Annotated in this window: 17 protein-coding genes; 8 read left to right on the top strand and 9 right to left on the bottom strand. The window is 63.6% G+C overall.

Translation table 11 applies throughout. The features are described from left to right. Window positions 1-6 precede the first annotated feature (6 nt). Genes JOE60_RS14850 through JOE60_RS14840 form a run of 3 tightly spaced genes read right to left on the bottom strand, consistent with a single transcriptional unit; the run spans window position 7 to window position 4,317 of the window. On the bottom strand, window positions 7-1,269 hold the full coding sequence (locus tag JOE60_RS14850) for a DUF6986 family protein (protein ID WP_167267146.1): 1,263 nt from the start codon (window positions 1,267-1,269) through the stop codon (window positions 7-9). Then, on the bottom strand, window positions 1,269-2,882 hold the full coding sequence (gene aceB, locus JOE60_RS14845; RefSeq protein ID WP_167267144.1) for a malate synthase A: 1,614 nt from the start codon (window positions 2,880-2,882) through the stop codon (window positions 1,269-1,271). The genes JOE60_RS14850 and aceB overlap by 1 nt, the downstream gene beginning before the upstream one ends. Before the next feature lie 34 nt (window positions 2,883-2,916). Beyond that, entirely contained in the window at window positions 2,917-4,317 is a 1,401-nt protein-coding gene (locus JOE60_RS14840; protein WP_167267141.1) for an NAD-dependent malic enzyme, read from the bottom strand. 220 nt (window positions 4,318-4,537) lie between these two features. Between JOE60_RS14840 and JOE60_RS14835 the strand changes: the two genes are divergently transcribed. Continuing rightward, the gene (locus JOE60_RS14835) at window positions 4,538-5,293 is read left to right on the top strand and encodes an IclR family transcriptional regulator (protein WP_062071662.1); all 756 of its coding nucleotides are present in this window, start codon (window positions 4,538-4,540) and stop codon (window positions 5,291-5,293) included. A 128-nt stretch (window positions 5,294-5,421) separates the two neighbouring features. On the opposite strand, the gene JOE60_RS14830 is transcribed toward JOE60_RS14835, so the two are convergent. Both JOE60_RS14830 and pucL read right to left on the bottom strand, forming a co-directional pair. Beyond that, window positions 5,422-6,939: a nucleobase:cation symporter-2 family protein gene (locus JOE60_RS14830; protein ID WP_204814939.1), complete on the bottom strand. Its 1,518-nt coding sequence runs from the start codon at window positions 6,937-6,939 to the stop codon at window positions 5,422-5,424. 173 nt (window positions 6,940-7,112) lie between these two features. Next, window positions 7,113-8,027, bottom strand: a complete 915-nt coding sequence (pucL, locus tag JOE60_RS14825) for a factor-independent urate hydroxylase (RefSeq protein WP_204814938.1) — start codon at window positions 8,025-8,027, stop codon at window positions 7,113-7,115. Window positions 8,028-8,397: 370 nt separating this feature from the next. On the opposite strand from pucL, the gene JOE60_RS14820 reads away from it, so the two are divergent. Further along, complete coding sequence (locus JOE60_RS14820; protein WP_167267136.1) at window positions 8,398-8,574, top strand: hypothetical protein; 177 nt, start codon at window positions 8,398-8,400, stop codon at window positions 8,572-8,574. 505 nt (window positions 8,575-9,079) lie between these two features. Then, window positions 9,080-10,630, top strand: coding sequence for a hypothetical protein (locus JOE60_RS14815; protein ID WP_239528872.1), 1,551 nt, complete (start codon window positions 9,080-9,082; stop codon window positions 10,628-10,630). A 93-nt stretch (window positions 10,631-10,723) separates the two neighbouring features. Here JOE60_RS14815 and JOE60_RS14810 read toward each other — a convergent pair whose 3' ends face one another. Beyond that, entirely contained in the window at window positions 10,724-12,070 is a 1,347-nt protein-coding gene (locus JOE60_RS14810; protein WP_167267133.1) for an 8-oxoguanine deaminase, read from the bottom strand. A 411-nt stretch (window positions 12,071-12,481) separates the two neighbouring features. Between JOE60_RS14810 and JOE60_RS14805 the strand changes: the two genes are divergently transcribed. From JOE60_RS14805 to JOE60_RS14785, 5 genes are all read left to right on the top strand, one after another. Next, window positions 12,482-12,976, top strand: coding sequence for a nucleoside deaminase (locus tag JOE60_RS14805; protein WP_167267131.1), 495 nt, complete (start codon window positions 12,482-12,484; stop codon window positions 12,974-12,976). 14 nt (window positions 12,977-12,990) lie between these two features. Beyond that, entirely contained in the window at window positions 12,991-14,553 is a 1,563-nt protein-coding gene (locus JOE60_RS14800) for an NCS2 family permease (RefSeq protein WP_167267128.1), read from the top strand. Between the two features lie 335 nt (window positions 14,554-14,888). Further along, complete coding sequence (locus JOE60_RS14795; protein ID WP_167267732.1) at window positions 14,889-16,190, top strand: XdhC family protein; 1,302 nt, start codon at window positions 14,889-14,891, stop codon at window positions 16,188-16,190. After that, window positions 16,172-17,101 (top strand): FAD binding domain-containing protein, encoded by a 930-nt coding sequence (locus JOE60_RS14790; protein ID WP_167267126.1) that lies wholly within the window; start codon window positions 16,172-16,174, stop codon window positions 17,099-17,101. Before JOE60_RS14795 ends, JOE60_RS14790 begins: the two co-directional genes overlap by 19 nt. Beyond that, a complete protein-coding gene (locus tag JOE60_RS14785) occupies window positions 17,091-19,895 on the top strand; it encodes a molybdopterin-dependent oxidoreductase (protein ID WP_167267123.1) in 2,805 nt (934 codons plus the stop codon). The genes JOE60_RS14790 and JOE60_RS14785 overlap by 11 nt, the downstream gene beginning before the upstream one ends. Before the next feature lie 31 nt (window positions 19,896-19,926). On the opposite strand, the gene JOE60_RS14780 is transcribed toward JOE60_RS14785, so the two are convergent. From JOE60_RS14780 to aceE, 3 genes are all read right to left on the bottom strand, one after another. Beyond that, a complete protein-coding gene (locus tag JOE60_RS14780) occupies window positions 19,927-20,394 on the bottom strand; it encodes a GNAT family N-acetyltransferase (RefSeq protein ID WP_167267121.1) in 468 nt (155 codons plus the stop codon). Between the two features lie 9 nt (window positions 20,395-20,403). After that, the gene (gene nboR, locus JOE60_RS14775; protein ID WP_167267118.1) at window positions 20,404-21,042 is read right to left on the bottom strand and encodes a nicotine blue oxidoreductase; all 639 of its coding nucleotides are present in this window, start codon (window positions 21,040-21,042) and stop codon (window positions 20,404-20,406) included. A 112-nt stretch (window positions 21,043-21,154) separates the two neighbouring features. Next, a complete protein-coding gene (gene aceE / locus JOE60_RS14770; RefSeq protein WP_204814937.1) occupies window positions 21,155-23,920 on the bottom strand; it encodes a pyruvate dehydrogenase (acetyl-transferring), homodimeric type in 2,766 nt (921 codons plus the stop codon). Window positions 23,921-24,210 lie beyond the last annotated feature (290 nt).

Genomic DNA, 24,210 nt, shown 5'->3' with positions numbered 1-24,210 from the left:
CTCCTATCAGTGCGAAGTTGGTTGCGCGAGCCGCGGGTGCGCCAGTGCGGTCAGCTGTGAAAGTTCGACGCCGGCAAGCGCCTTGACCTCGTCGGTCCCCACCGCGCCACACTGGACACCGCGGAGGACGAAGCCGGCCAACGCGCGGGCCGTGGCGGGCTCGTCCATGACGCCGCCTTCGGTGCGCTCCACGTAGTTGCGGAGGCGCAGGGCCGCAGCGGGCAGGCCTTCGCGGTAGAAAGCGTACGACGCCGAGAAGCGGCTGGGCAGTTGCGCGGCGTGGAGGTCCCAGCCTTGGTAGTACCCGTTTTCCAGGGACCTGCGGACCAGCCGGCCATGCAGCTTCCAGGCGTCTTCCACAGCGTCACCCACGGGGATGATGTTGGTGGAACCGTCGGAAAGGCGAATGCCCGTGCCGGCAACGGCCAGTTGCATGACCTGCTTGGCGAAGTCGGCCACGGGGTGCTCCATGGACTGGTATTCCGCAGAGATGCCAAGGGACGCGCTGTAGTCGTAGGTCCCGTAGTGCAGGGCGCTGATACGGCCGGGCACCACGTGGGGGAGTTGGGCTACCGGCGAGTTCCCGTCAGCGCCGATGATGAGCTGCGGCGTTTCCACCTGCACCTCAAAACGGAGCCGGCCAGCGGGGAGTCCCAAGACTTCCTCAAGGCGGGACACTGCGAAGTCCATGGCCTGCACCTGGGCCACCGTGGTGACCTTGGGCAGGGTAAGGATCAGCCCTGCGGGGAGTTCTCCGGCTGCAGCCAACGTGGAAACGAAGAGGTCCAGCGTCCGCAGGCCACGTGCCCGGGTGGGGGCTTCGAAGCACTTGAAGCGGATGCCGATGAACGGCGGAGCTGTTCCGGCAGCAACTGCAGCGGCAACGGCGTTGGCGGCAGCAACGGCGTCGGCGTCTTCTGCCTCATCGCCGCGATCGCCGTAGCCGTCCTCGAAGTCCAAACGCAGGTCCTCGATCGGTTCGGCCGAGAGCTTCGCAGCTACACGCTCCGCGACAGCGGAAGCCAGGTGAGACTCCTGGCCCAACAGCTGACCGAGCTTTTCCAGGCCACCGTGGGCCTCCGCCGTCGCCAGTGCCTGTGCGCCCCAGTCCGCCACGAAGGTGGGCGTAAAGCGGTCGGCCGGGATATAGACGGTGTGGATGGGCTGGCGCGAGCCGTCGTCGCCGGGGTAATTGCGGTCCAGCAACTGGTCGGTCGCTTCAAGCTGCGACTCGATGTGGGCCAGGTCTGCGGGCGTCAAGGAACTCATCAGCCCACCAACTCATACGCGGGCGTGGTGAGGAAGTCCGTGTAATCGTCGGACAAGCAGATGTCCTCGATCAGCTTGGACGCAGGCTCGTAGTACTTTGCGAAGTTCTCGTCGCCGAATTCAATGCGCAGGCGTTCGGTTTCCTCGCCCAGGATCCTGGTCACCAGTTCGCGGGTCACAGTGTTGCCCGTGTCCGCCAGGATGGACTTGTTCCGCAACTGCTGCCAGACCTGCGAGCGGGAGATCTCCGCCGTCGCGGCGTCTTCCATCAGGTTGTGGATGGCAACGGCGCCGCTGCCGGAAATCCACACACCGGTGTAGGCGACCGCGACGTACAGGTTCAGGCGCAGGCCTGCCTCGGTGACGGTGCCGCCGGCGGAGGCGACGTCGATGAGCTGCTCGGCCGTGACGTTCACCTCGGGGCGCTGCTTGTCCAGCTGGTTCTTCTTACCGCCGTTGGCAGGGTCGCCCAGCACCGAGTCGAAGACTTCGCGACAGGTGGGGACCAGGTCCGGGTGGGCAACCCAGGAGCCGTCGAAGCCATCGTTTGCTTCGCGGGTTTTGTCGGCGCGGACCTTGTCGAAGGCTGCGGCGGTGACATCCGGCTGCTTGCGGTTGGGGATGACGGCGGCCATGCCACCCATGGCGAAGGCGCCGCGCTTGTGGCAGGTCTTGACCAGGAGTTCGGTGTAGGCGCGCATGAACGGTGCCGTCATGGCCACGGTGGCGCGATCCGGGAGCACGAACTCTTCGCCGGCATCACGGAAGTACTTGATGATGCTGAAGAGGTAGTCCCAACGGCCGGCGTTGAGGCCGCTTGCGTGGTCACGCAGTTCGTAGAGGATCTCGTCCATTTCGAACGCTGCCGGGATGGTTTCGATCAGCACGGTGGCGCGGACGCTGCCCTGGGGAACGCCGAGGTAGTCCTGGGCGAACACAAAGACGTCGTTCCACAAGCGGGCCTCAAGGTGGCTCTCCATCTTGGGGAGGTAGTAGTACGGGCCGTGACCGTTTTCCAGCAACTGCTTGGCGATGTGGAAGAAGTGCAGGCCGAAGTCCACCAGCGCGCCCACGGCGGGGGAGCCGTCCAGCAGTATGTGGCTTTCCTCCATGTGCCAGCCGCGGGGGCGGGCCACCACAACTGCCAGGGGAGCGTCCATGCGGAGACGGTACTCCTTGCCCTCGGGGGAGGTGAAGCTCAAAGTGCCCCGGGCAGCGTCGCGGAGGTTGAGGATGGCGTCGATGACGTTCGGCCACGTGGGCGTGCTGGCGTCTTCGAGGTCAGCCAGCCACACCTTGGCGCCGGAGTTCAGCGCGTTGATGGCCATCTTGGCCGGGGTGGCCGGTCCCGTCATCTCAACGCGGCGGTCCTGCAAAGCTGCCGGTGCTTCGGCAACCTTCCAGTCGCCGTCGCGGATGTCCTGGGTCTCCGGGAGGAAATCAAGGCGGGAGGTGTCCGCAACCTGCTGGCGCTTGGCCTTGCGGGCCTGCAGAAGGTCATTGCGGGTGCCGGCAAAGCGGTTGTGCAGTTCTTCGATGAAGGCCAGTGCCTCCGGGGTGAGGATCTCCTCGGCGCGATCGATCGGCCGGGGATCAGTGACTGTAATAGCCATGTGAGCGGATTCCTTTTTCTAGGGTGCGCTGGTGCTACAGCGCGCTGGCGGCGTTTGCGTGCGCGGCGGCTGCCACCGCAGCAGCAACATCGGCAGCAACATGGGGATCGAAGACGCTGGGGATAATGTAACTCGCGTTGAGCTCATCGTCAGCCACCCGGTTGGCGATTGCCTCGGCGGCGGCCACCAGCATGTTGGGCGTGATGTCCGATGCCCCTGCGTCCAGCAGCCCGCGGAAGAAGCCGGGGAATGCCAGCACGTTGTTGATCTGGTTGGGGAAGTCGCTGCGGCCCGTGGCCACCACGGCGGCGTGCTTGGAGGCGATGACCGGATCGATTTCCGGAGTCGGGTTGGCCATGGCGAACACAATCGCGTCCTCGGCCATGGAGGCGACCTGCTCTTCGCCGATCACGTGCGGTGCGCTGACGCCGATGAAGACGTCTGCTCCCTTGAGGGCGTCGTGCAGGGTTCCGGAGAAGCCTTCTTCGTTGGTGTTCGCAGCAATCCAGCTGCGGTGCTCGTCGCCGTATTCCTCGCCGGAGTGGATGGCGCCGGAACGGCCGGCGGCGATGATGTGCTGCGCGCCCTGGGCCTTGAGGAGTTGGATGATGGCCGAGCCGGCAGCGCCGACGCCCGACACCACGATCTTCACCTCGGAGAGCTTCTTGTCCACCACCCGCAGGGCGTTGACCAGGGCAGCGAGCGTGACGATCGCGGTGCCGTGCTGGTCATCGTGGAAGACGGGGATGTCCAGTTCTTCGCGGAGGCGGTTCTCGATTTCGAAGCAGCGCGGTGCTGCGATGTCTTCGAGGTTGATGCCACCGTAAACGGGAGCCATGGCCTTGGCGATCATGATGATTTCCTCGGTGTCCTGGGTGTCCAGGCAGACCGGCCAGGCGTCAACGTTGGCGAACTGCTTGAACAGCGCAGCTTTGCCTTCCATGACCGGAAGGGCTGCGGCGGGGCCGATGTTGCCCAGGCCCAGTACGGCCGAGCCGTCGGTGAGGACGGCGATGGTGTTGCGCTTGACCGTCAGGTTGCGGGCGGCGGCCGGGTCTTCTGCGATCGCCATGCAAACGCGGGCGACGCCGGGAGTGTAGGCACGCGAGAGGTCGTCGCGGTTGCGCAGGGCTACTTTGGGGACGACCTCGAGCTTGCCGCCGAGGTGCATGAGGAAGGTGCGGTCCGAGACGTGCTGGACGGTGACGCCGTCGAGTGCGTTCAAAGCGTCCTTGACGCGTGCCGCATGGTCGTCGTCGGTGGTGTTGCAGGTGACGTCAACAACGATCTTCTCGTGGTGGGATTCCGTGACGTCCAGCGCGGTGATCGCCGCGCCGGCGGCACCGACTGCCGCGGCGAGTTCGCTGGTTGCGGTGAAGCTCGACGGTGCGGCGACGCGCAGGGTGATCGAGTTTCCGGGGCTCGGATTCGCCATTGAAATTCCTCCTGTTAGGCCCGTTCCCGGGCCGCCGTTCCAACTAAATGTTTTCGTATTATGGATATTATTATCTACAAAGTGGAAACACAACCCCCTGCTTGGTCATGTTCGGTGTCATCGCGCCGGTTGCATGCGTGCTGTATGTTGGGTGTTCTAAGCAATTCTTTTCACGATGTGGATAAGAGTTGTCGGAATCTGAGTCATTGGAGACAAGGGAATGGCTGAAAAAGCCTCCGGAGGCGTGCAGTCCGTTGAGCGCGTCTTTGAACTGCTGGAACTGATCACGGACGCGGGCGGAGACGTCACGTTGAGCGAACTCTCGTCGTCCACTGACCTGCCCCTGCCTACCATCCATCGCCTTTTGCGGACCCTGGTGTCCCTTGGCTACATCCGGCAGCTGCCCAACCGCCGCTACGCCCTGGGCCCGCGGCTCATCCGCCTCGGCGAAGGAGCCAGCAAGCAACTCGGCGCCGTGGCCCGTCCGCAGCTCAAGACCCTGGTGGAGCGGCTGGGCGAGACGTCCAACATGGCCGTCCTGGACTCGGACATGGTCATTTACGTGGCACAGGTCCCGTCCATGCACTCCATGCGCATGTTCACCGAGGTTGGCCGGCGCGCCCACACGCACGACACCGGCGTGGGCAAAGCAATTCTCGCCCAGCTGGATGACGAAGTGGTCCGTGGCATCGTGGCCCGCACCGGCATGCCCACTCCCACGGCCAAGAGCATCGGCGACATCGACTCCCTGCTTGCGGACCTGGCGCTGATCCGTGAGCGTGGGTACTCCATTGACGAGGAAGAGCAGGAGCTCGGCGTACGGTGCTTCGCCATGGCCGTTCCCAACGCTCCCACTCCCACCGCAATCTCCGTCTCGGGACCCATTACCCGCGTGGACCAGAGCTTCGCAGACCGCGCCGTGCCCATGCTGCGTGAGGCGGCCAAGGCGATCTCCGCAGAGCTCAACCAGAACTAAACCCCGCCCAGTGGGCATCTGATGGCAGTGTTCCCAGCGGACATTGCCATCTTTTGTCATGCCGTTAACCACGAAAGGCGGCAGCGTCCCCGGGGGAAACGCTGCCGCCTGCCGTTCGCTTAGCAGTGTCAGTGCTCTGACGCGCTGGACGTTTTGAGTGGGACCTCGTTGCCGTCGGCGTCGATCAGTTTGCCGTTCTCAAAGCGGTCGCCTTCGCTGAGGCACTTGATGTCCTCTTCGCTGACAATCCGGTCCGTACCTGCAACGAACACCGACTGGTTGTCCGAGTTGCCGGCCTTGAAGTGGTTGAAGAGGATGTTCAGCAGGATCGCCATGACCGCTGCCGAGCTGATGCCGGAGTGGAAGATCGTGGAGAACCAGGAGGGGAACTGGTCGTAGAACTTCGGTGCGGCGATGGGGATCATGCCGAAGCCGATCGATGCCGCCACGATGATCAGGTTCATGTTGTTCTTGTACTCAACCTTGGCCAGGGTACGGATACCGCTGGCGGCAACCGTACCGAACAGCACGACGCCGGCGCCGCCCAGGACGGGCGTCGGAACCGCTGCCACAACGCGGCCCAGGATCGGCAGGAGGCCGAGGATGACCAGGATGAGGCCGCCGGCGCTGACCACGAAGCGGCTCTTGATGCCCGTGATGGCAACCAAGCCAACGTTCTGGGCGAAGGCGCTCTGCGTGAAGGAGTTGAACAGCGGGGAGATGGCGCTGGAGAGCATGTCTGCGCGGAGGCCATCGCCAATGCGGCGGGAGTCCACTTTGGTGTCCACGATCTCGCCCACGGCGATGATGTCCGCAGAGGTTTCGGTGAGGGTCACCAGGATGACAATCAGCATGGAGATGATGGCTGCGACCTCGAAGGTGGGGGCGCCGAATGCAAACGGCGTGGGGAATGCGACGATGTCGCCCTGGCCCACCTTGGAGAAGTCAGCCATGCCCGCCACCAGAGCGATGATGGTGCCGATCACCATGGCCAGCAGGATGGAGAGCCGGGAAATGGCGGCGTTGCCAACCTTGCTCAGGAGGAGGACAACACCCATGGTTGCTGCGGCCAGGCCGATGTTGGCCATGCTGCCGTAGTTGTCGGCCTTGGCGTTGCCACCCATGGCCCAGTTCGCGGCCACCGGCATCAGGGTGAGCCCGATGGTGGTGATTACCGTGCCGGTGACAACGGGCGGGAAGAATTTGATGATCTTGGAGAACAAGGGAGTGATCGCCAGGCCTATCAGCGAGGCAACAATCACCGATCCGAACACCGCTTGGATCCCGCCGCCACCTTGGACAATCGCCACCATGGTGGAGACGCCGGCGAAGGACACGCCCTGGACCAGCGGCAGCTGCGAGCCGAACCACGGGATGCCCACCGTTTGAAGGATGGTGGCGAGCCCGCCTACGAACAAACAGGCGGCGATCAACAGGCCGATGTCCTGTGAGTTCATGCCGGCCGCCGCGCCGATGATCAGGGGCGGGGCAATGATTCCGCCGTACATGGTGAGGACGTGCTGGAAGCCGTAGGCGAAGGTGCTTCCTATGGAGAGTCGCTTGTCCTCGGGCCGCTCGGGTCGCCCTGCGCGTTCTGCGCGGGACGAGGTGGTATTCGCGGGGCGGGACTTCTTCTTGATGTTCATGGCAGACTTTCTGGGTTCATGGCAGACGTCTTCGTCTGGCTAACTGTGTCTGGCTAACAAAATCCGGGGTTATTGGGTTTTTGGGGTCGGGCTTGTGCACAGGCGCTGCCGCTCAAGGGGGCCCTTGAGGGCAGTGCCTGCGCACAAACTCCGGGTCGGCTTGCGCCGGTTGTTTAGCAGAAGCCGGCGATGCCGCTCCACGCAACAGGTGCAGCCGTGGTGTTGTCACGCTGAACCGTTGCTTCGATGAGGCCGTACGGGCGGTCCGCGGCGTAGAAGACCTCATTGGGGTTGTCCAGGCCGAACGGGCTGAGGTCAACCAGGAAGTGGTGCTTGTTGGGCATGGAGAACTTGATTTCATCCACTTCGCTGTGTGCTTCGAGGACCTTCTTGCCCATGTCGAACAGCGTCTGCTGCAGGGCGTGGGAGTAGTTCTCGGTGAAGCCTTCCAGCAGGAGCGCCTTGATGTCCTCGTAGCTCTTGTTGAAGTCGGTGGATGCGACGTCCAGGTTGGTGTTGTAGCGCCAGCGGGCGGAAACGTCGGTGGCCAGGATGCGGTCCGTGGTTTCCTGCAAGGTGGTGTACTGGTCCCGCGGGAAGCCCACGAAGCCGGACTCGGTGGTCTTCAGGACGGTCAGGTCCTTGAGGCCGGAGACAACATGGGTGGTTGCGCCATCGCGGACGACGACGGCGGTGCGCACCTCTTGTCCGTTGCGCACGAAGCTGTGGTTGTGCTCCGAGCCATGGGCCTGGATGCGGTCCCAGCTGTAGGCTTCGGCTTCCCAGCGGCCGCCCGTAACCCAGTCGAATCCACCTGTGAAGTGGTCGGCGAGGCGAAGGAGGAAGGACTCGGGAGAGCCTACGCCTTCACGTGCAAACGCGTAGACGGTGTTCTTCTGGGTGTCCGTGGCAACTACGTGCCCGTTGTCGCCCTGGAGGTGTGCGGCCTGGAAATCGCCACGCAGCTGCGAAGTGACGTTCAGGTCTTCGATGTGGTGACGGTCCGTATCCCGGGTGACTTTGACGACGCGTACTTCTGCTTTGCCGTACTGGTTTTCGCCGAGGACGATGTTGTTGCTCATGGTCATATCCCAACTTCTGTGAGGTGGAACCTAGGTTCCATCAATGAAATTAAGCGCGTGTTTCCACCGCGTTTCTGGTGGAGTCGACCCAACAAAAAAGAGCCGACATCCATTGATGCCAGCTCATTACGACCCTGCCTGCTGCTCCCAGGTTACGTGACCTGCGCCACGAACTCATTCGAGAGTAGCGCATGATTTCAGCTTGTGTATATGGGTTCCCGGGGATCGTTATGAAGCATCCAAATGTGACCGGGGCAACTCCGCCGGCCTCCGCGGGGGTCTTGACGGCTGGTTTGACGGCTGCCTACACTTTCCACATAACAATAATAGTTTTCCGAAGAGCGGAAACTGTGTGCATGAGAAAGAGGAGGAACAGATGGACTCGAAGGATACGAACAGCGTCGTGGAATTCCCGGCGCCGGGCCAGGAGCTGTACCTGCCTTTCGGTGCAACGGATCCGGACTTCTACATTCCGGCCGACTGTGACCGCAAAGCGAGCGGATTCTCCCGCTGGCTGCGCGCGCTCCCTGTCTTCGGCCGGCAGCGCCCCTGAGACCCTGCATCACAGGGGCGCGGACTCTGCGCAACAGAGCCAAGGAAGCGGGCGATACCTGGGGAGGTGTCGCCCGCTTTTTTGTGCGCGTTGTCGTGCCGGTCTGAGATCGCCGGAAGCCCGCCAAAGCGCCGGAAGGTTCCTTGCGAAGTGGGCGCGTTCCCACGATTTCGCGTGCGCAGGGGTTCATTTACTCGGAATCGGGCTCGTCACATTCTGGGGCACTGTGGCGTGGGTCACGTATGCTGGGGTGGCGGCCGAGGTTGTGTTCCAACCTGGCGCAGCAGCCCTATATAAAGGGGTTGTACTTGCTGGCTCGATGGCGCCGGATGCACTGTCCGAACGTGTCACACCGCAGCAGGTCGAGCGGTGTCGACGCTCGTCATCGGGTAATGCCGGGCAGTAATCCCGGCCGATATGTCCTGCCTTGCAGGCAACAGAGAACCGGTTGGGGAGCCGGTAACGCAGCAGCCCCTCTTGGCTGCTACCCCAAAGGAATACCGCCATGAAACTCAAGGTCTCACTGTTTATCGCCGTCATAGCAATAGCTCTGACCGGATGTACGGAGCCCGGCACGCCACCGCCCACAGGAAGTCCCACTGCCACATCCACTTCCGAGCCGGCGCTCACCGCCGAGCCGACGCCGGACCCGACCGAAACCGTGACGCCCAGCGCCACGGCCTCGCCAACACCCACACCGACGACGACGACCTCGTCCAGTCCGACGCCGACGGCCACGTCCAGTCCAACGCCGACGACGACGGCCTCGTCCAGTCCGACGCCGACGCCGAGTGCGACGACTGCAACCCCAACGCCCACACCCACCGCCACGGCCTCGCCAACCCCGACGCCGACCCCCACACCGACCCCGACCCCCACGCCAACACAGGGCACGGGCGCCCTGGCCAACCTTGCCCGGATCCCTTGGGACGGCGGGCCCGCGTACTGGGCCAAGTTCCCGGGCGCCGCGAAGCTCAACAACTCGAATCTGTTCCCCATCAGCGTCTACTACGGCAAACCTGAGCATGCCGCCCAATTGAAGGACATCGGCGTCAACGTCTACCAGAACGCCGAGCATGATGGCTCTTCCATGGCATCAATTACGGACACCGGAATGCTGGTGATCGCAGGGACCGAATGGTCGCGCGCCGAAGTGGGCACCAATCCGGGAGTAGTGGGTTGGGATACCTATGATGAGTGCGACATGCTGGGGCTGGGCTGCGATGGCGCAACCTATGCACAGAACCTTCAGCAGATGAGGGATAAGGTGGCCCAGATCCGCGGGTTCAACGATGGCAGGTTTGCGTTCGCCAACTACTCCAAGGGCATCCTGGGAACATACTGGGCTCCGGGATTGATGGATGATTTCATGTCCGCGGTGGACGCCGCGTCCGTGGACAACTACATGTATGCCCGCGCCGACCTGCAGGATGAGTTGAACCGCACCCCATCATGGCCGCAGGGCGCGTCAACTGCCACATCGGCGGCTTACGGCTGGCAATTGGATCAGATGCGGTCATTCCAAACACCCCCAGGCGTCCATCCGAACTGGATTTTCGTGGAGTCGGCCAAGCCGTTCCTGAACGCCTTGAATGACCGGACCATCACGCCCGAGCAGATGGAGGGCGCCATGTGGTCCGGCATCCTCCATGAGGCCCGCGGCATCAGTATCTTCCAGCACAACAACAACGGCCAGTCAGGATTCGGGACGTATTCCCTGGTCCAAGCCCCGGCTGATCGCAAGGCAAAGATCAAGGCGGCCCTCGCCGGCATCCAAGCGCTGGCACCTGTCCTCAACACCCAGAGCTACGTATGGAACGCAGGCGCGGCGGGTACGGACACCATGTTGAAGGCAAAGGATGGGAGTGCGTACCTTTTCGCCGGCATCGGTATAGGCGGCGCGACCGGCTCCAAGACCTTCGCCCTTCCTGCCGGGATCACGGGCACGCAAGTGGAGGTTGTGGGCGAGAACCGGACCATCGCCGTCCAGAACGGTAAGTTCACGGATTCTTTCGCCAACGAATACACGCACCACGTATATAAGGTCACCATCTAGGCGCTCGAAATCGCCGGAAGAGTGCGAAATCGCCGGAACGTTCCCTGCGAAGTGGCAGCGTTCCGGCGATTTCGCGCAGCCAGCGGCCAAAAGCTACCCGTTCACCAGCTTCCGTGCCGCTGCGGAGTGCTCGGCGATGAGCCCCGCAACGTCCAGCCCGGGAATCGCGCCATCAACAACCCGCCAAACACCGCCCACCATCACCCGGTCGGCACGGTCGGCCCCGCAGAGCAACAACGCTGCCACGGGGTCGTGGCTGCCGGAGAACCGGAGCTCGTCCGGCTTGAACAGCGCCAGGTCCGCCTGCAGGCCGGGAGCCAGCTGGCCAATATCGGACCGGCCAAGAACCGCAGCCGACCCACGTGTGGCCCACCCCAGTGCACGTTCCACGGGCACGGATGCGCCATACCGCAAGCGCTGCAAGTACAGGGCCTGGCGGGCTTCAAGGATCATGTTGGACGCGTCATTGGACGCAGATCCGTCCACTCCCAGCCCCACGGGAACGCCCGCGGCCTCGAGTTCCAGCACCCGCGCAGTCCCGGAGGCCAGGCGCATGTTCGACGTCGGGCAGTGGGCCACCGCTGTTCCTGCAGCTCCCAGCCGCGCGATTTCCTCGTCATTGAAGTGGATGCCGTGTCCAAGCCAGGTACGTGAACCCAACCAGCCCACGGATTCCAGGTAGTCCACTGTCCGTAGCCCGAACATGGACATGCAGAAGTCTTCCTCGTCGATTGTCTCGGCCAAGTGGGTGTGCAGCCGGACGTCGAACCGCTCCGCCATGGCCGCTGATTCGGCCATGATTTCCTTGGTCACCGAGAAGGGTGAACACGGGGCAAGGGCGATCTGCACAACAGCGCCATCACCGGTTTCGTGATACTTGCGAATCAGCCGTTCGCTGTCCGCAAGGATCGCCTCAGGTGACTGGACCGTGGTCCGGGGCGGCAGCCCGCCGTCGTCCTCTCCCAGGGTCATGGACCCGCGGGTCAAAGTGGCCCGCATCCCCATGGACCGGACTGCGGCCACCTCAATGTCGATCGCGTCTTCCATGCCGTCGGGGAAGAGGTAATGGTGGTCCGCGGCGGTGGTGCAGCCGGACAGGAGGAGCTCGGCCAGAGCCACCTGGACAGCAAGTTCAAGGCTGCGCGGGGTAAGCCGGGCCCAGACGGGGTAGAGGTTCTGCAACCAGGGGAACAGGGGAGCGTTGGCCACGGGACCCCAGGCGCGGGTGAGGGTTTGGTAGAAGTGGTGGTGCGTGTTGATGAGCCCGGGCAGCACCACGTGGGCGGAGGCATCGAAGACGGTGCAGGGAGTGGACGGCTGCCGGCCCGAAGGCACCAGCTCAATGATGGTGCCAGCGTCTGAGACCACCAGTCCGCCGCCGGCGTCGTGGTCATTTGCGGTGAAGATACCCAGCGGGTTCTTGATCCAAAGGGGGGTCATGACAGGTTCCTTGTCTGGTCGGCGTGTAGGCGTTCCAGCTCAGTGAGGTCCTGTCTGCTGATCCAGGAACCGGGTCGCGCAGAGTGACGCCGGTCCCACACAGCGTAAAATGGGCGACGGCGGCAGTCAACGCCGGGGCGCGGCCGGCGGTCATATTTGGCGGCGCCACCGCTGACGAAGTAATTTCACATCACGAAATTAAGTTTTCAAAAAACTATGGCGCGGCTCACAAACGTGGTGCTACGCTCTAACTGCCAAAGGCGGGCACCCGGACCCGGGGAAGCTATCTACCAGGCGCAACTTAACCTTCATCGCACATGCTGAAGCCTGGTAACCAAGCTAACTGGAGCTCCTCTCTGTAGCGCCCCCAAACAGGTCACCTGGCTTCCTCAGCACTAAGGAAGTCGCAACATGAGTAAAACCGTCACGGCCGAGCAATTCCTGGCCACTTCCATTGAGCTGGCAACAGCCAATGTCCTGAACAGTGGTGGCCCCTTCGGCGCCGTCATTGTCACCGCGGACGGACGAGCCTTCGAAGGCGTCAACCGCGTTACAGCTACCAACGATCCCACCGCACACGCAGAGGTCACGGCCATCCGTAACGCCTGCCGCGAACTGGGAACCTTCGATCTCAGCGGGGCAACCCTCTACACCAGCTGCGAGCCGTGCCCCATGTGCCTGGCTTCAGCGCTCTGGGCACGCGTCGACCGCGTGTTCTTTGCCGCAGACCGTCACGACGCCGCATCCGTTGGCTTCGATGACGCAGTCTTCTACGAATACTTTGAGAACGACAACCGGGACGCGCTGATGCCGGTAGCCAAGCTGGAACTGGGCGACCCCCAGGCTCCGGCGGCCCTCCAGCCGTTCACCACATGGAACACGCTTGATTCCAGGATTGATTACTAAGGCCCGGTGCTGACATGACAATCCTGGATCCCGCAGAAATGCAGACCGCAGCTGAAAAGCAGGCTGCGCTGCTCCCCAACGGGGGCAAGAGCGCAGGGCCCACAGCGGCAAATGACCGGAAAGCGGCAAACGGCAACGGCAAGAAGCCGCCGCACTTCCTGGACAAGTTCTTCGAAATCACACAACGTGGCTCCACGTTGGCCCGCGAGTTCCGCGGCGGCCTGGTCACGTTCTTCACCATGGCGTACATCGTCATCCTCAACCCGCTCATCCTGGGAGGCTTCTCCGCAGAAAACGCACCCACCGACGTCGCAGGGGGCTGGCTCTCTGCCTCGCAAGTAGGTGCAGTGACCGGCCTGACCGCCGGCGTCATGACCATCATCTTCGGGCTGGTGGCCAACCTTCCCTTCGGACTGGCCGCAGGCCTGGGCATCAACTCCTTCCTGGCCGTGGCAGTCATTCAGGAAGTCACGTGGCCCGAAGCCATGGGCCTGGTGGTCATCAACGGCATCCTGATTGTCCTCTTCGGTGCCACCGGCGCCCGGACAGCCATCTTCAAGGCAGTGCCCAAGGAACTCAAGGCCGCCATCACCGTTGGCATCGGTTTGTTCATTGCCTTTATTGGTTTTGTGGACTCCGGATTCGTTCGTCCTACCGCGGGCGGTCCACCGGTCCAGCTGGGCAACGATGGTTCCATCACCTCCATCCCCACCCTTGTTTTCATTGTGGGCCTGCTGGCCATGGGCATCCTCGTGGCACGCAAGATCCAGGGCGGCCTGCTGATCGGGATCGTCGCCACCACAGTCTTGGCCGCCGTGGTGGAGGCCGTGTTCAAGATTGGTCCCGGCAGCGCCACCAACCCGGGCGGATGGCACCTGAACACCCCAGTGCTGTCCGGGCAGTTGGTATCCGTTCCGGACCTGAGCCTGGTGGGCCAGTTCGATCTGTTCGGCTCGTTCGCCAGGATCGGCGGGCTGGCTGCAACCATGCTGGTGTTCACGCTGGTGTTCACCAACTTCTTTGATGCCATGGGCACCATGACCGGCCTTGCCAAGAGTGCCGGAGTGACGCACAAGGATGGAACGTTTCCCAAGCTGAAGTCCGCCTTCATTGTCGAAGGCATGGGCGCAGTGGTGGGCGGTGCAACGTCCGGGTCTTCCAACACGGTGTACATCGACTCTGCTGCCGGAATTGGCGAAGGCGCCCGTACCGGACTCGCTTCGGTGGTCACCGGCCTGCTGTTCCTCGGATCAATGTTCTTCACGCCGCTGACCTCGGTGGTTCCGCTGGAAGTTGCCGCTGCAGCCCTGGTGGTGGTGGGCGCAATGATGATGGCGCAGATCCGCGAGATCAAGTTCACCAAGTTCTCCATCGCGTTGCCGGCCTTCCTGACAATCGTCACCATGCCGCTGACCTATTCGATCGCCAACGGGATCGGCGTCGGTTTCATCTCCTTCGCCGTGATCAGTGCGGCGTCGGGGCGGGCCAGGAAAGTCCACCCGCTCATGTGGGTGGTCACCGCGGGCTTCATCATCTACTTCGCCCGGGGTCCCATCAACACGCTGATGGGCGTCTAGCCCGCGCCTGCCCGGTAACCGGGCGCACCCCGTGCCGGCGGGTCATCCGGCACTTCGATCGGCGGTCCGTTGAAACCCATCCGCATGAATAGGCGTCTGCCGTCAGGATCCTCCCGGGGCACCGGGAAGCCCGACGGCGGGCGGCGGGTGGATGCCGACGCTCCGCTATGGAGCGGGGGCAGGGAGATGAAGCCCTTGCCCCCGCTCCCATGAACTCTTGCTCACAAGCCGCGACTACCCCTCAACAGCCTCCGGGAATGAGAACATGGGGCAAGATCGCGCACTGCTCCGGCCGGGCCAACCAGCTGGAGCACCTGATAAAAGGACGTGTTGCCTTGCTGGATCTGATGCCCTCTTTGGGCGGCTGGCGGCCTGCGGTCACGGGCCGGCGATGCGCCGTAGCCACGATTGTGGGCACCGGCGGTTCCGTGCCGCGGCCCATGGGAACCTCCATGATGGTGTCTGAAGACGGCGAAATCCTGGGCAGCTTGTCCGGTGGTTGCGTTGAAGGTGCCGTTGTTGAGGCTGCCTTGGAAGCACTGCGCGACGGCGGCCCCCGCCTTGAGTCTTTCGGCTACAGCGCCGAGGACGCGTTCGCCGTCGGACTCACCTGTGGAGGGGAGCTGGAAGTCCACATCCAGCCGCTCGTCGCCGGACTTCCGGAGCTTTCGGCCCTGGCCGGCCCCTCACCCAGCGCCCGCCCCTCACCCAGCACCTCACCCACGGTTGCCCCCGCTGGGCCAGCCGTGGCCCTGATCCGCAGGCTCGACGCCGGGGGAGGAGTGGTCCTGGTCAACGATCCTGTCCGGTTCCGCGCCATGGAATCCAAGGAGTTGGCGCATCTTGTGGGAGACCATCCCTCCACAGTTTTCGCCGCCGCGGCGCAGATCGAGCCACTCCTTCAGGGTGGCCGCACCGGCCTTGTCCGTTTGGCCCCGCCGGAGGCTTGCATCGACGGCTGGGTTACCACCGAACGGCTGGCAGCCCCGCCCCGTGAGGTGGAAGAGCCGCAACCCATCACCTTGTTTGTGGAGAGCCGCCTGCCGGCTGCCCGGATGGTGATTTTTGGAGCCAACGACTTTGGTGCGGCCTTGCTCCCGGCCGGCCAACTCCTTGGCTACAACGTGACCTTATGCGATGCCCGTCCGGCCTTTGCCCGGCAGGGCCGCTTCGCCGGGGCGGATGCCGTGGTGACTGAATGGCCACACCGCTACCTGGAAGCCGAGGCAGCCGCGGGACGCATCGACTCCAGGACAGTTGTGTGCGTCCTGACCCACGACCCCAAATTCGACATCCCCCTGCTGCAGTCCGCACTGACAATGAACCTGGCCTACCTCGGCGCCATGGGGTCCCGGCGCAGCCACCACCAACGGATCGAGGCCCTGGTTGACGCCGGCACGCCCACGGAATCGTTGGAACGGCTGCATTCCCCCATCGGCCTGAACTTGGGAGCTGTGACTCCCGCGGAAGTGGCTGTTTCCATCACGGCCGAGATCATTGCCGAACGCGGAAGCGCCAACCGGAAGACAGCAGCAACCCCGGGTTTTCCCAGCCTGAAAGACAGCAGCGGCCCCATCCACGCGGCGCCCGCTCCCCACCACTCCCTCCAGGAGGACTCATGGACATCAACACCGTAGAGGCCGTGCTTCCCACCACGGATCCTGCGCAATGGCGCGAAGGCGATGCCTGGCTTGCCGGCGGTACGGTGCTTTTCTCGTACGGCAGCACGGTGCTGACGCGCTTGCTGGACCTGGGCCAAGCCGGGTGGCCGGCCATCAGCGTGACGGACCAGGGAATCGACATCGCAGCAACCTGCACTGTTGCCGAGCTCTACGACGTACCGCTTTCTCCGGAGGTTGCAGCCCGCGAATGGCCCGGGCTGGCGTTGTTCCGTCCCAGCTGCGACTCGTTTGTGGCCTCTTTCAAGATCTGGAACATGTCCACGGTGGGCGGCAACATCTGCACCGGGTTGCCGGCCGGACCCATGACTTCACTGTGCGCGGGGCTGGACGGCATTGCCACCATCCTCAGCCCTGACGGCAGCAGCCGCGAAGTCCCGGTGGCAGAAGTGGTGACCGGCGACATGCGCACCGCATTGGCTCCGGGGGAGTTGCTTCGCAGCATCCACCTGCCGGCAGAGGCGCTGGCGGCAACTGTGGCGTTCCGCCGCTTGTCACTCAGCAACCTGGGCCGTTCCGGTGTGCTCCTGATAGGGCGGATGGACCCTGTTTTCGGGATGGTCATCACGGTGACCGCATCCACCAAGAGGCCCGTCCAGCTGCGGTTCCCCGCCGGCGCGGTTCCGGACGCCGGGACCCTGGCCGCCGCCGTCGAACATTCCATCCCCGCGGAGCTGTACCACGACGACGTCCACGGACTTCCCGAGTGGCGGCACGACATGACGCTCAAACTGGCCGAAGAGATCCGGGCGGAGCTGCTGGATGAGTCCATGCATGTCTCGGGCGATTTCTGGCCCCCACACAACACCTCGCCCCAGCCGTCCACCCAACCCGTTATCCAGCAGAAGGAGGCCCGTCATGGCAATTGAGATCAACGGCTCTGACTCACAGGCCACACCCCGCCCCGGCCAATGCCTCCGCACTTTCCTCCGCGAAGAAGGCAACTTCGGTGTGAAGAAGGGGTGCGACGGCGGCGACTGCGGTGCGTGCACCGTGCACGTGGACGGCAAGCCCGTGCACACCTGCATCTACCCGGCAGTCCGGGCCGATGGCAAAGCCGTGACCACCATCGAGGGCCTGTCCCAGGGCGGCGAACTCCACCCTGTCCAGGAGCAATTCCTGGAGGCACAGGGCTTCCAATGCGGTTTCTGCACTGCCGGCATGATGATGACCGCGGCGACGTTCGACGACGAGCAACGCGCCAACCTGCCCCGCAACCTCAAGGGCAACCTCTGCCGGTGCACCGGCTATCGCTCCATCGCGGAAGCCGTGTGTGGTCACGACTCCAATCACCAGCACGACGCCGGAACTGACGTTTCCGGGGCACAGTTACCGGCCGTGCCGCCCACCCCCGGACAGCTCGGCGACAACGTGCCGGCTCCCGCAGGCCAGGCCATTGTTACCGGTACTGCCCGCTACACCCTGGACGTGCCTGCCGAGGAGCTTCCGGGCCTGCTGCACATGAAACTGCTCCGTTCCCCGCACCCATATGCGCGGATCGTTTCCATCAACAAAGCCCCGGCCCTGGCCATTCCGGGCGTAGTGGCCGTGTTCACCCACGCGGATGCTCCGCAGCTTTTGTTCTCCACCGCCCAGCACGAGAATTACACGGACGATCCCGATGACACCCGGGTCCTGGATGATGTGGTGCGTTTCATCGGCCAGCGGGTTGCCGCCGTGGTCGCCGAATCGGTGGGTGCCGCGGAGGCCGGAGCCCGGGCGCTGGAGGTTCAGTACGAACTTCTGGAACCGGTGTTTACCCCGCAGGACGCGCTGCAGCCGGGCGCCCCGGCACTTCACGGCGAAAAGGACGGCGAATCGTCCCGCATTTCCCGGCCACTGAACAACGTGGTGGCCGAGGTGCATGCGGAACTGGGCAGCGTAGCGGACGGATTCGCTGCCGCCGACGTCATCCATGAACACACGTACCAAACCCAGCGGGTGCAGCACGTAGCCATGGAAACACATGCCTCCATTGCATGGATTGACGACGATGGCAGGCTGATGGTCCGTTCCTCCACCCAGGTCCCGTTCCTGGTGAAGCGGACCTTGAGCCGGCTGTTCAATCTGCCGCCGGAAACCGTCCGCGTGGTGGCAGGCCGGGTTGGGGGTGGCTTCGGCGGAAAACAGGAGGTCCTCACCGAGGACCTGGTGGCCTTGGCGGCATTGAGCCTCAAGCGCCCCGTCCAACTGGAATTCACCCGTACCGAGCAGTTCACTGCAACCACCACCCGCCACCCGTTCACCATCCACGTGAAGGCGGGTGCCAGCAAGGATGGGCTCCTGACAGCGCTGCAACTGGATGTGGTGACCAACACCGGCGCTTATGGAAACCACGCTCCCGGCGTCATGTTCCACGGCTGCGGCGAGTCCCTGGCCGTCTACAAGTGTGTGAACAAGAAAGTGGATGCCCACGCCGTCTACACCAACACCGTTCCGGCGGGCGCGTTCCGTGGATACGGGTTGAGCCAGATGATCTTTGCCATCGAGTCCGCCATTGACGAGCTTGCAGTGGGCATTGGGATGGATCCGTTGGAGTTCAGGCTCCAAAACATGGTCCGGCCCGGGGACCACATGCTGTCAACTACTCCCGAACCGGAAGAGGATGTCCACTACGGCAGCTACGGCCTGGACCAGTGCGTGTCCTTGGTTCGCGATGCCCTGGACCGTGGCAAGGAGCGCTACCGCGCCGCGGGGTTGGACGATCTTGGCCCGGAGTGGATGGTTGGCGAAGGTTCGGCGCTGTCCATGATCGATACCGTGCCGCCGCGCGGCCACTTCGCCCACACCCGGGTGAGCCTGGAAGCGGACGGCCGGTTCGCCGTCGACGTCGGAACTGCGGAGTTCGGAAACGGCACCACCACCGTGCACGCACAGTTGGCGGCCACTGCGCTGGCGACGTCCGCGGACAAGGTGGCCGTGCGTCAGTCCGACACCGACCTCGTGGAGCACGACACCGGTGCGTTCGGTTCGGCCGGAACCGTGGTGGCCGGAAAAGCCACACTGGGCGCGGCGCTGGAACTTGCCACCCGCATCCAGACCGTGGCCGCGGCACTGACCGGCGCCGCCTTGACGGACTGCCGGTTGGTTGACGGCGGTGTCCAGTGCGGTGACCGGACGGTGACGTTGAAGGAGATCGTCGACGCCGGCCGCCTCCAAGGCGTCCGGCTCGCCACGGATGGGAACTGGGGAGGAACGCCGCGCTCGGTCGCGTTCAACGTCCACGGTTTCCGTGTGGCCGTCAACCGGGGAACGGGTGAGCTGCGGATCCTGCAGAGTGTCCAGGCCGCGGATGCCGGCGTTGTGGTGAACCCCCGGCAATGCCGCGGGCAGATCGAAGGCGGCATTGCGCAGGCCCTTGGCGCGACGCTGTACGAGGAAGTGAAAGTGGACCACGGCGGCCGCGTCACCACGGACATTCTTCGGCAGTACCACATCCCGTCATTTGCCGACGTGCCGCGGAGCGAGGTCTATTTCGCCAAGACCAACGATTCCACCGGTCCCCTGGGTGCGAAGTCCATGAGTGAAAGCCCGTTCAACCCGGTGGCGCCTGCGCTGGCCAATGCCATCCGCAACGCCACCGGAGTCCGCTTCGGTGAGTTGCCCATTGCCCGGGACAAGATCTACCTGGCCCTGCGCGACCGAACCACCGCCTCCGTCTGACCCAGCCGCCTCCGTCCAACCAATCTGCGACCTACTTGGCTGGAAGGGGGAGTTCCATGAAGACGCTGTTGGGGTCCAGGGTGTACTCCCCAAACGGCGGGCACTCCGTGAAACCGTGGCGCTGGTACAGGCGGCGGGCCGGGGCGAAGTAGTCCTCGGTGCCGGTTTCCAGGCTGACTTTGTCGAATCCCCGGCTCCCGGCTTCGGCCACGATGTGCTCCAGCATAAGGGTGGCAACGCCGCGGCCCCGGGCAGAGGCAGTGGTGCGCATTGATTTGATCTCAGCCCGGGCATCGGACAGGGCCTTCAATGCTCCGCAGCCAAGAAGCACGCCGTCCTCGCGCGCTGTCCAGAACGTGATGGACTCGTGGGACAACGCCGAATGATCCAGGGCATGGACGCTCTCCGCCGGGGAGGTGGCGAACATGTCTGCCAGGTGCTCACTGAGCAGCTGGTGGACGTCGGGGCGTGCGGGATCGTCGGTTTCGATGCGGATCATGCACCAAATTTACCCGTCCAAAAGATGCAACTGGTCCTTCGTGTCCAGGTCCTCCCCGGAGCAGAGGTCGCTGCAGTCCACCAGGTCCACCAGGCCGGGATGCGCTTTCAGGTAGGACCGTGCCCCGGTGTCACCGCTGGCGGCCGCGGCCGCCGGGTCGCGGAGCCCGACGTCGAAAATCACCGGGTGCCGTCGCTTCAGCTGGCCGGACGCGTCAGGATACGCGGCGGCGGTGACCCTCCCGGGATGGTGGCTGCCCAGCAACCTGCTGACCGCCGTCGGGGTCAGGCCAGGCTGATCCACCAGTGCCACCAGGATGTTGTTTCCGGCCGTAGCTGCGTCATTTCCTGCCCGGAACGAACCGGCCATTCCCTTGGCCCAATCGCCGTTTTCCACCACCGTGTACGGCGAAAGGTCGGTCCTGCTGAGGACATGATCGGCCTCGGCGCCCAGAACCACCACCACCTCGCGGCAGCCGCCGTCCAACAAGGTCCCGGCCAGCACCTCCACCAGTGTTCGGCCGCGGAAGGGCAGCAGTGCCTTCGGGCCACGGCCCAAGCGCGTGCCGGCGCCCGCCGCAAGCAGCACGCCAGTGGTGGGCGTCGTGCCGGATTGAGTCATAACCTCACCATACGCGCGGGGGTCCATGGGGTCTCTAGCTCCTTCGCAGGCATTTATCCGTGATCTACCAATATCGGTTTAAAACGGCACATGGCGGCAGCGTTCTTAGAGAACACTGCCGCCATGCATGGTGATTGGATCAGGCGTCTCCGCCTGAACCGCCGGTGGTGCCGGCGTTCACGTCCAGCAATTTGTAGCGGTCAATCGCGTACGACGGCGCCCCCTCCTCAATCTCGCCCCTCGCCGCCAGCATCTGGAGGGTTTTGGTGACGATGGAGTGGGTGTCGTTTTTGAAGTAGCGGCGTGCGGCTTGGCGGGTGTCGGAGAAGCCGAAGCCGTCTGCTCCGAGGGAGGCGAAGTCGTTGGGGATGAATTGGCGGATTTGGTCGGGGACGGCTTTCATGTAGTCGGACACGGCGATGACGGGTCCGGTGGTCTCTTTGAGTTGTTCGGTGATGAAGGGTGTGCGGGTGGGTTGGCCGGGGTTGAGGAAGGTGTGTTCTTCGGCGGCGAGTCCGTCGCGTCGGAGTTCGTTCCAGGAGGTCACTGACCAGACGTCCGCGGCGACTCCCCAGTCCTCGTTGAGGATGCGGGCGGCTTCGATGGCCCAGGGGACGGAGACGCCGGAGGCGAGGATGTTCGCGGTGGGCCGGTTCCCGTTGTTCCCGTTGCTCTCGCCGGTGGGGGCTTCTGCGAGGCGGTAGATGCCTTTGAGGAGTCCGTTGATGTCGAGGTTTTCGGGTTCAGCGGGTTGGGTGATGGGTTCGTTGTAGACGGTGAGGTAGTACATGACGTTTTTATCGTCTGAGGCGTCGCCGTACATTTGTTCGAGGCCGTGGCGGATGATGTGGCCGATTTCGTAGCCGTAGGCGGGGTCGTAGGTTTTCACGGCGGGGTTGGTGGAGGCGAGCAGGGGTGAGTGTCCGTCGGCGTGTTGGAGTCCTTCGCCGGTGAGGGTGGTTCGTCCTGCGGTGGCGCCGATGATGAAGCCGCGGGTCATTTGGTCTGCTGCTGCCCAGAACGAATCGCCGGTGCGTTGGAAGCCGAACATGGAGTAGAACACGTAGATCGGGACCAGGGGTTCGCCGTGGGTGGCGTAGGAGGTTCCGGCGGCGGTGAACGCTGCGACGGCTCCGGCTTCGTTGATGCCGGGGTGGATCAGTTGTCCGGCGGGTGATTCTTTGTAGGCCAGGACGAGGTCGCGGTCCACGGAGAGGTAGTTCTGGCCTTTGGGGTTGTAGATTTTCGCGGTCGGGAAGAACGCGTCCATCCCGAAGGTCCGGGATTCGTCCGGGACGACGGGCACGAAGCGTGCGCCGAAGTTTTTATCCCGCATGAGGTCCTTGAGCAGCCTCACGAAGGCCATGGTGGTCGCGGCTTGTTGTTTACCGGATCCGCGTTTGGCTACGTCGTAGGATTTCGCTTCGGGGAGGGTGACCTCGGTGTGGGTGCGGCGGCGTTCGGGGACGAACCCGCCGAGCTCTGCCCGGCGTTCCATGAGGTATTTGATTTCGGGGGCGTCCATGCCGGGGTGGTAGTACGGGGGCCGGTAGAGGTCAGCGTCGAGTTGGTCATCGCTGATGGGGATCCGGAGGTGGTCACGGAAGGCTTTGAGGTCTTCCATGGTGAGCTTCTTCATTTGGTGGGTCGCGTTGCGGCCCTCGAAGTGGGGTCCGAGTCCGTAGCCCTTGACGGTTTTGGCCAGGATCACGGTGGGTTTGCCCTTGAACTCCGTGGCGGCTTTGTAGGCGGCGTAGACCTTGCGGTAATCGTGGCCGCCTCGTTTCAGGCCCCAGATCTGTTCGTCGTCCAGGTCCGCGACCATGTCTTTGGTGGCCGGGTTCTTCCCGAAGAAGTGTTCCCGCACGAACCCGCCGGACTCGGCTTTGTAGGTTTGGTAGTCACCATCGGGGGTTTCGTTCATGATTTTCACCAACGCCCCGTCGGAGTCTTTCTCCAGCAGGGAATCCCATTCCCGGCCCCAGACGACCTTGATCACGTTCCAGCCCGCGCCGCGGAAGAACGCCTCGAGCTCCTGCATGATCTTGCCGTTGCCGCGCACCGGCCCGTCCAGGCGCTGGAGGTTGCAGTTGATCACGAAGTTCAGGTTGTCCAGGTTCTCGTTCGCTGCCAGTTGCAGCAGGCCACGGGACTCGGGCTCGTCCATTTCCCCGTCCCCCAGGAACGCCCAGACCTGCTGATCAGCGGTGTCTTTGATCCCACGGTTCTGCAGGTACCGGTTGGACTGGGCCTGGTAGATCGCGTTCATCGGGCCGATACCCATCGACACGGTCGGGAACTCCCAGAAATCAGGCATCAGGCGCGGGTGCGGGTACGAGGACAGGGCATGGCCCTCCTTGGACTTCTCCTGCCGGAACCCGTCCAAATCCTCTTCCGTCAAACGCCCTTCCATGAACGCCCGCGCGTACATCCCCGGCGACGCGTGGCCCTGGAAAAACACCTGGTCCCCGCCCGAAGGGTGGTCCTTGCCGCGGAAGAAGTGATTGAACCCCACCTCATACAACGTCGCAGCACCGGCATACGTGGAAATATGCCCACCCACACCAATATCAGCCCGCTGCGCACGATGAACCATCACCGCAGCGTTCCACCGCATATACGCCCGGTACCGGCGCTCGAACTCCTCGTTCCCCGGGAACGGCGCTTCCTGATCCACCGGGATCGTGTTCACATAATCAGTCGTCGTCACCATCGGCACACCCACACTCCGGGCACCAGCACGCTGCAACAAACTCCGCATAATAAACTGCGCACGCTCAGTACCCTGCTCCGCGATCAACGCATCAAGGGACTCAATCCACTCCGCAGTCTCTTCCGGATCACGATCAGGCAGCTGGGCAGTCAACCCGCTGAGGATGTGTGAGGTCTCTTCTCCTACAGCCACGTCCAACCTCTCTTCATTGAATGTCTGGGCGCTTGCTCTGTGGGGGCGCTCATGGAATTTCGTATTGTGAGAATAAAATTCTGCAATTCGAGATTACGACGAGCGGATCGACAGCGTCAATATGAGGCATCCCCCATCGCCAGCCAATTGGGGCTCCGCGACCGAAGCAACCGAATGTGACCCCGCATACACCCGCGGCACCTTGACGGTGCGTGACGTGCGTCATAGAGTGCTTTCACTATTCAATAACTAGTTTCCATAATGTGGAAGCAGTACGAAGTGGAGATCCA

The organism is Paenarthrobacter ilicis (genome assembly GCF_016907545.1).
Taxonomy (GTDB): domain Bacteria; phylum Actinomycetota; class Actinomycetes; order Actinomycetales; family Micrococcaceae; genus Arthrobacter; species Arthrobacter ilicis.
Note: the sequence above shows the minus strand (reverse complement) of the source record. Positions and strands in the feature narration are given on the sequence as shown.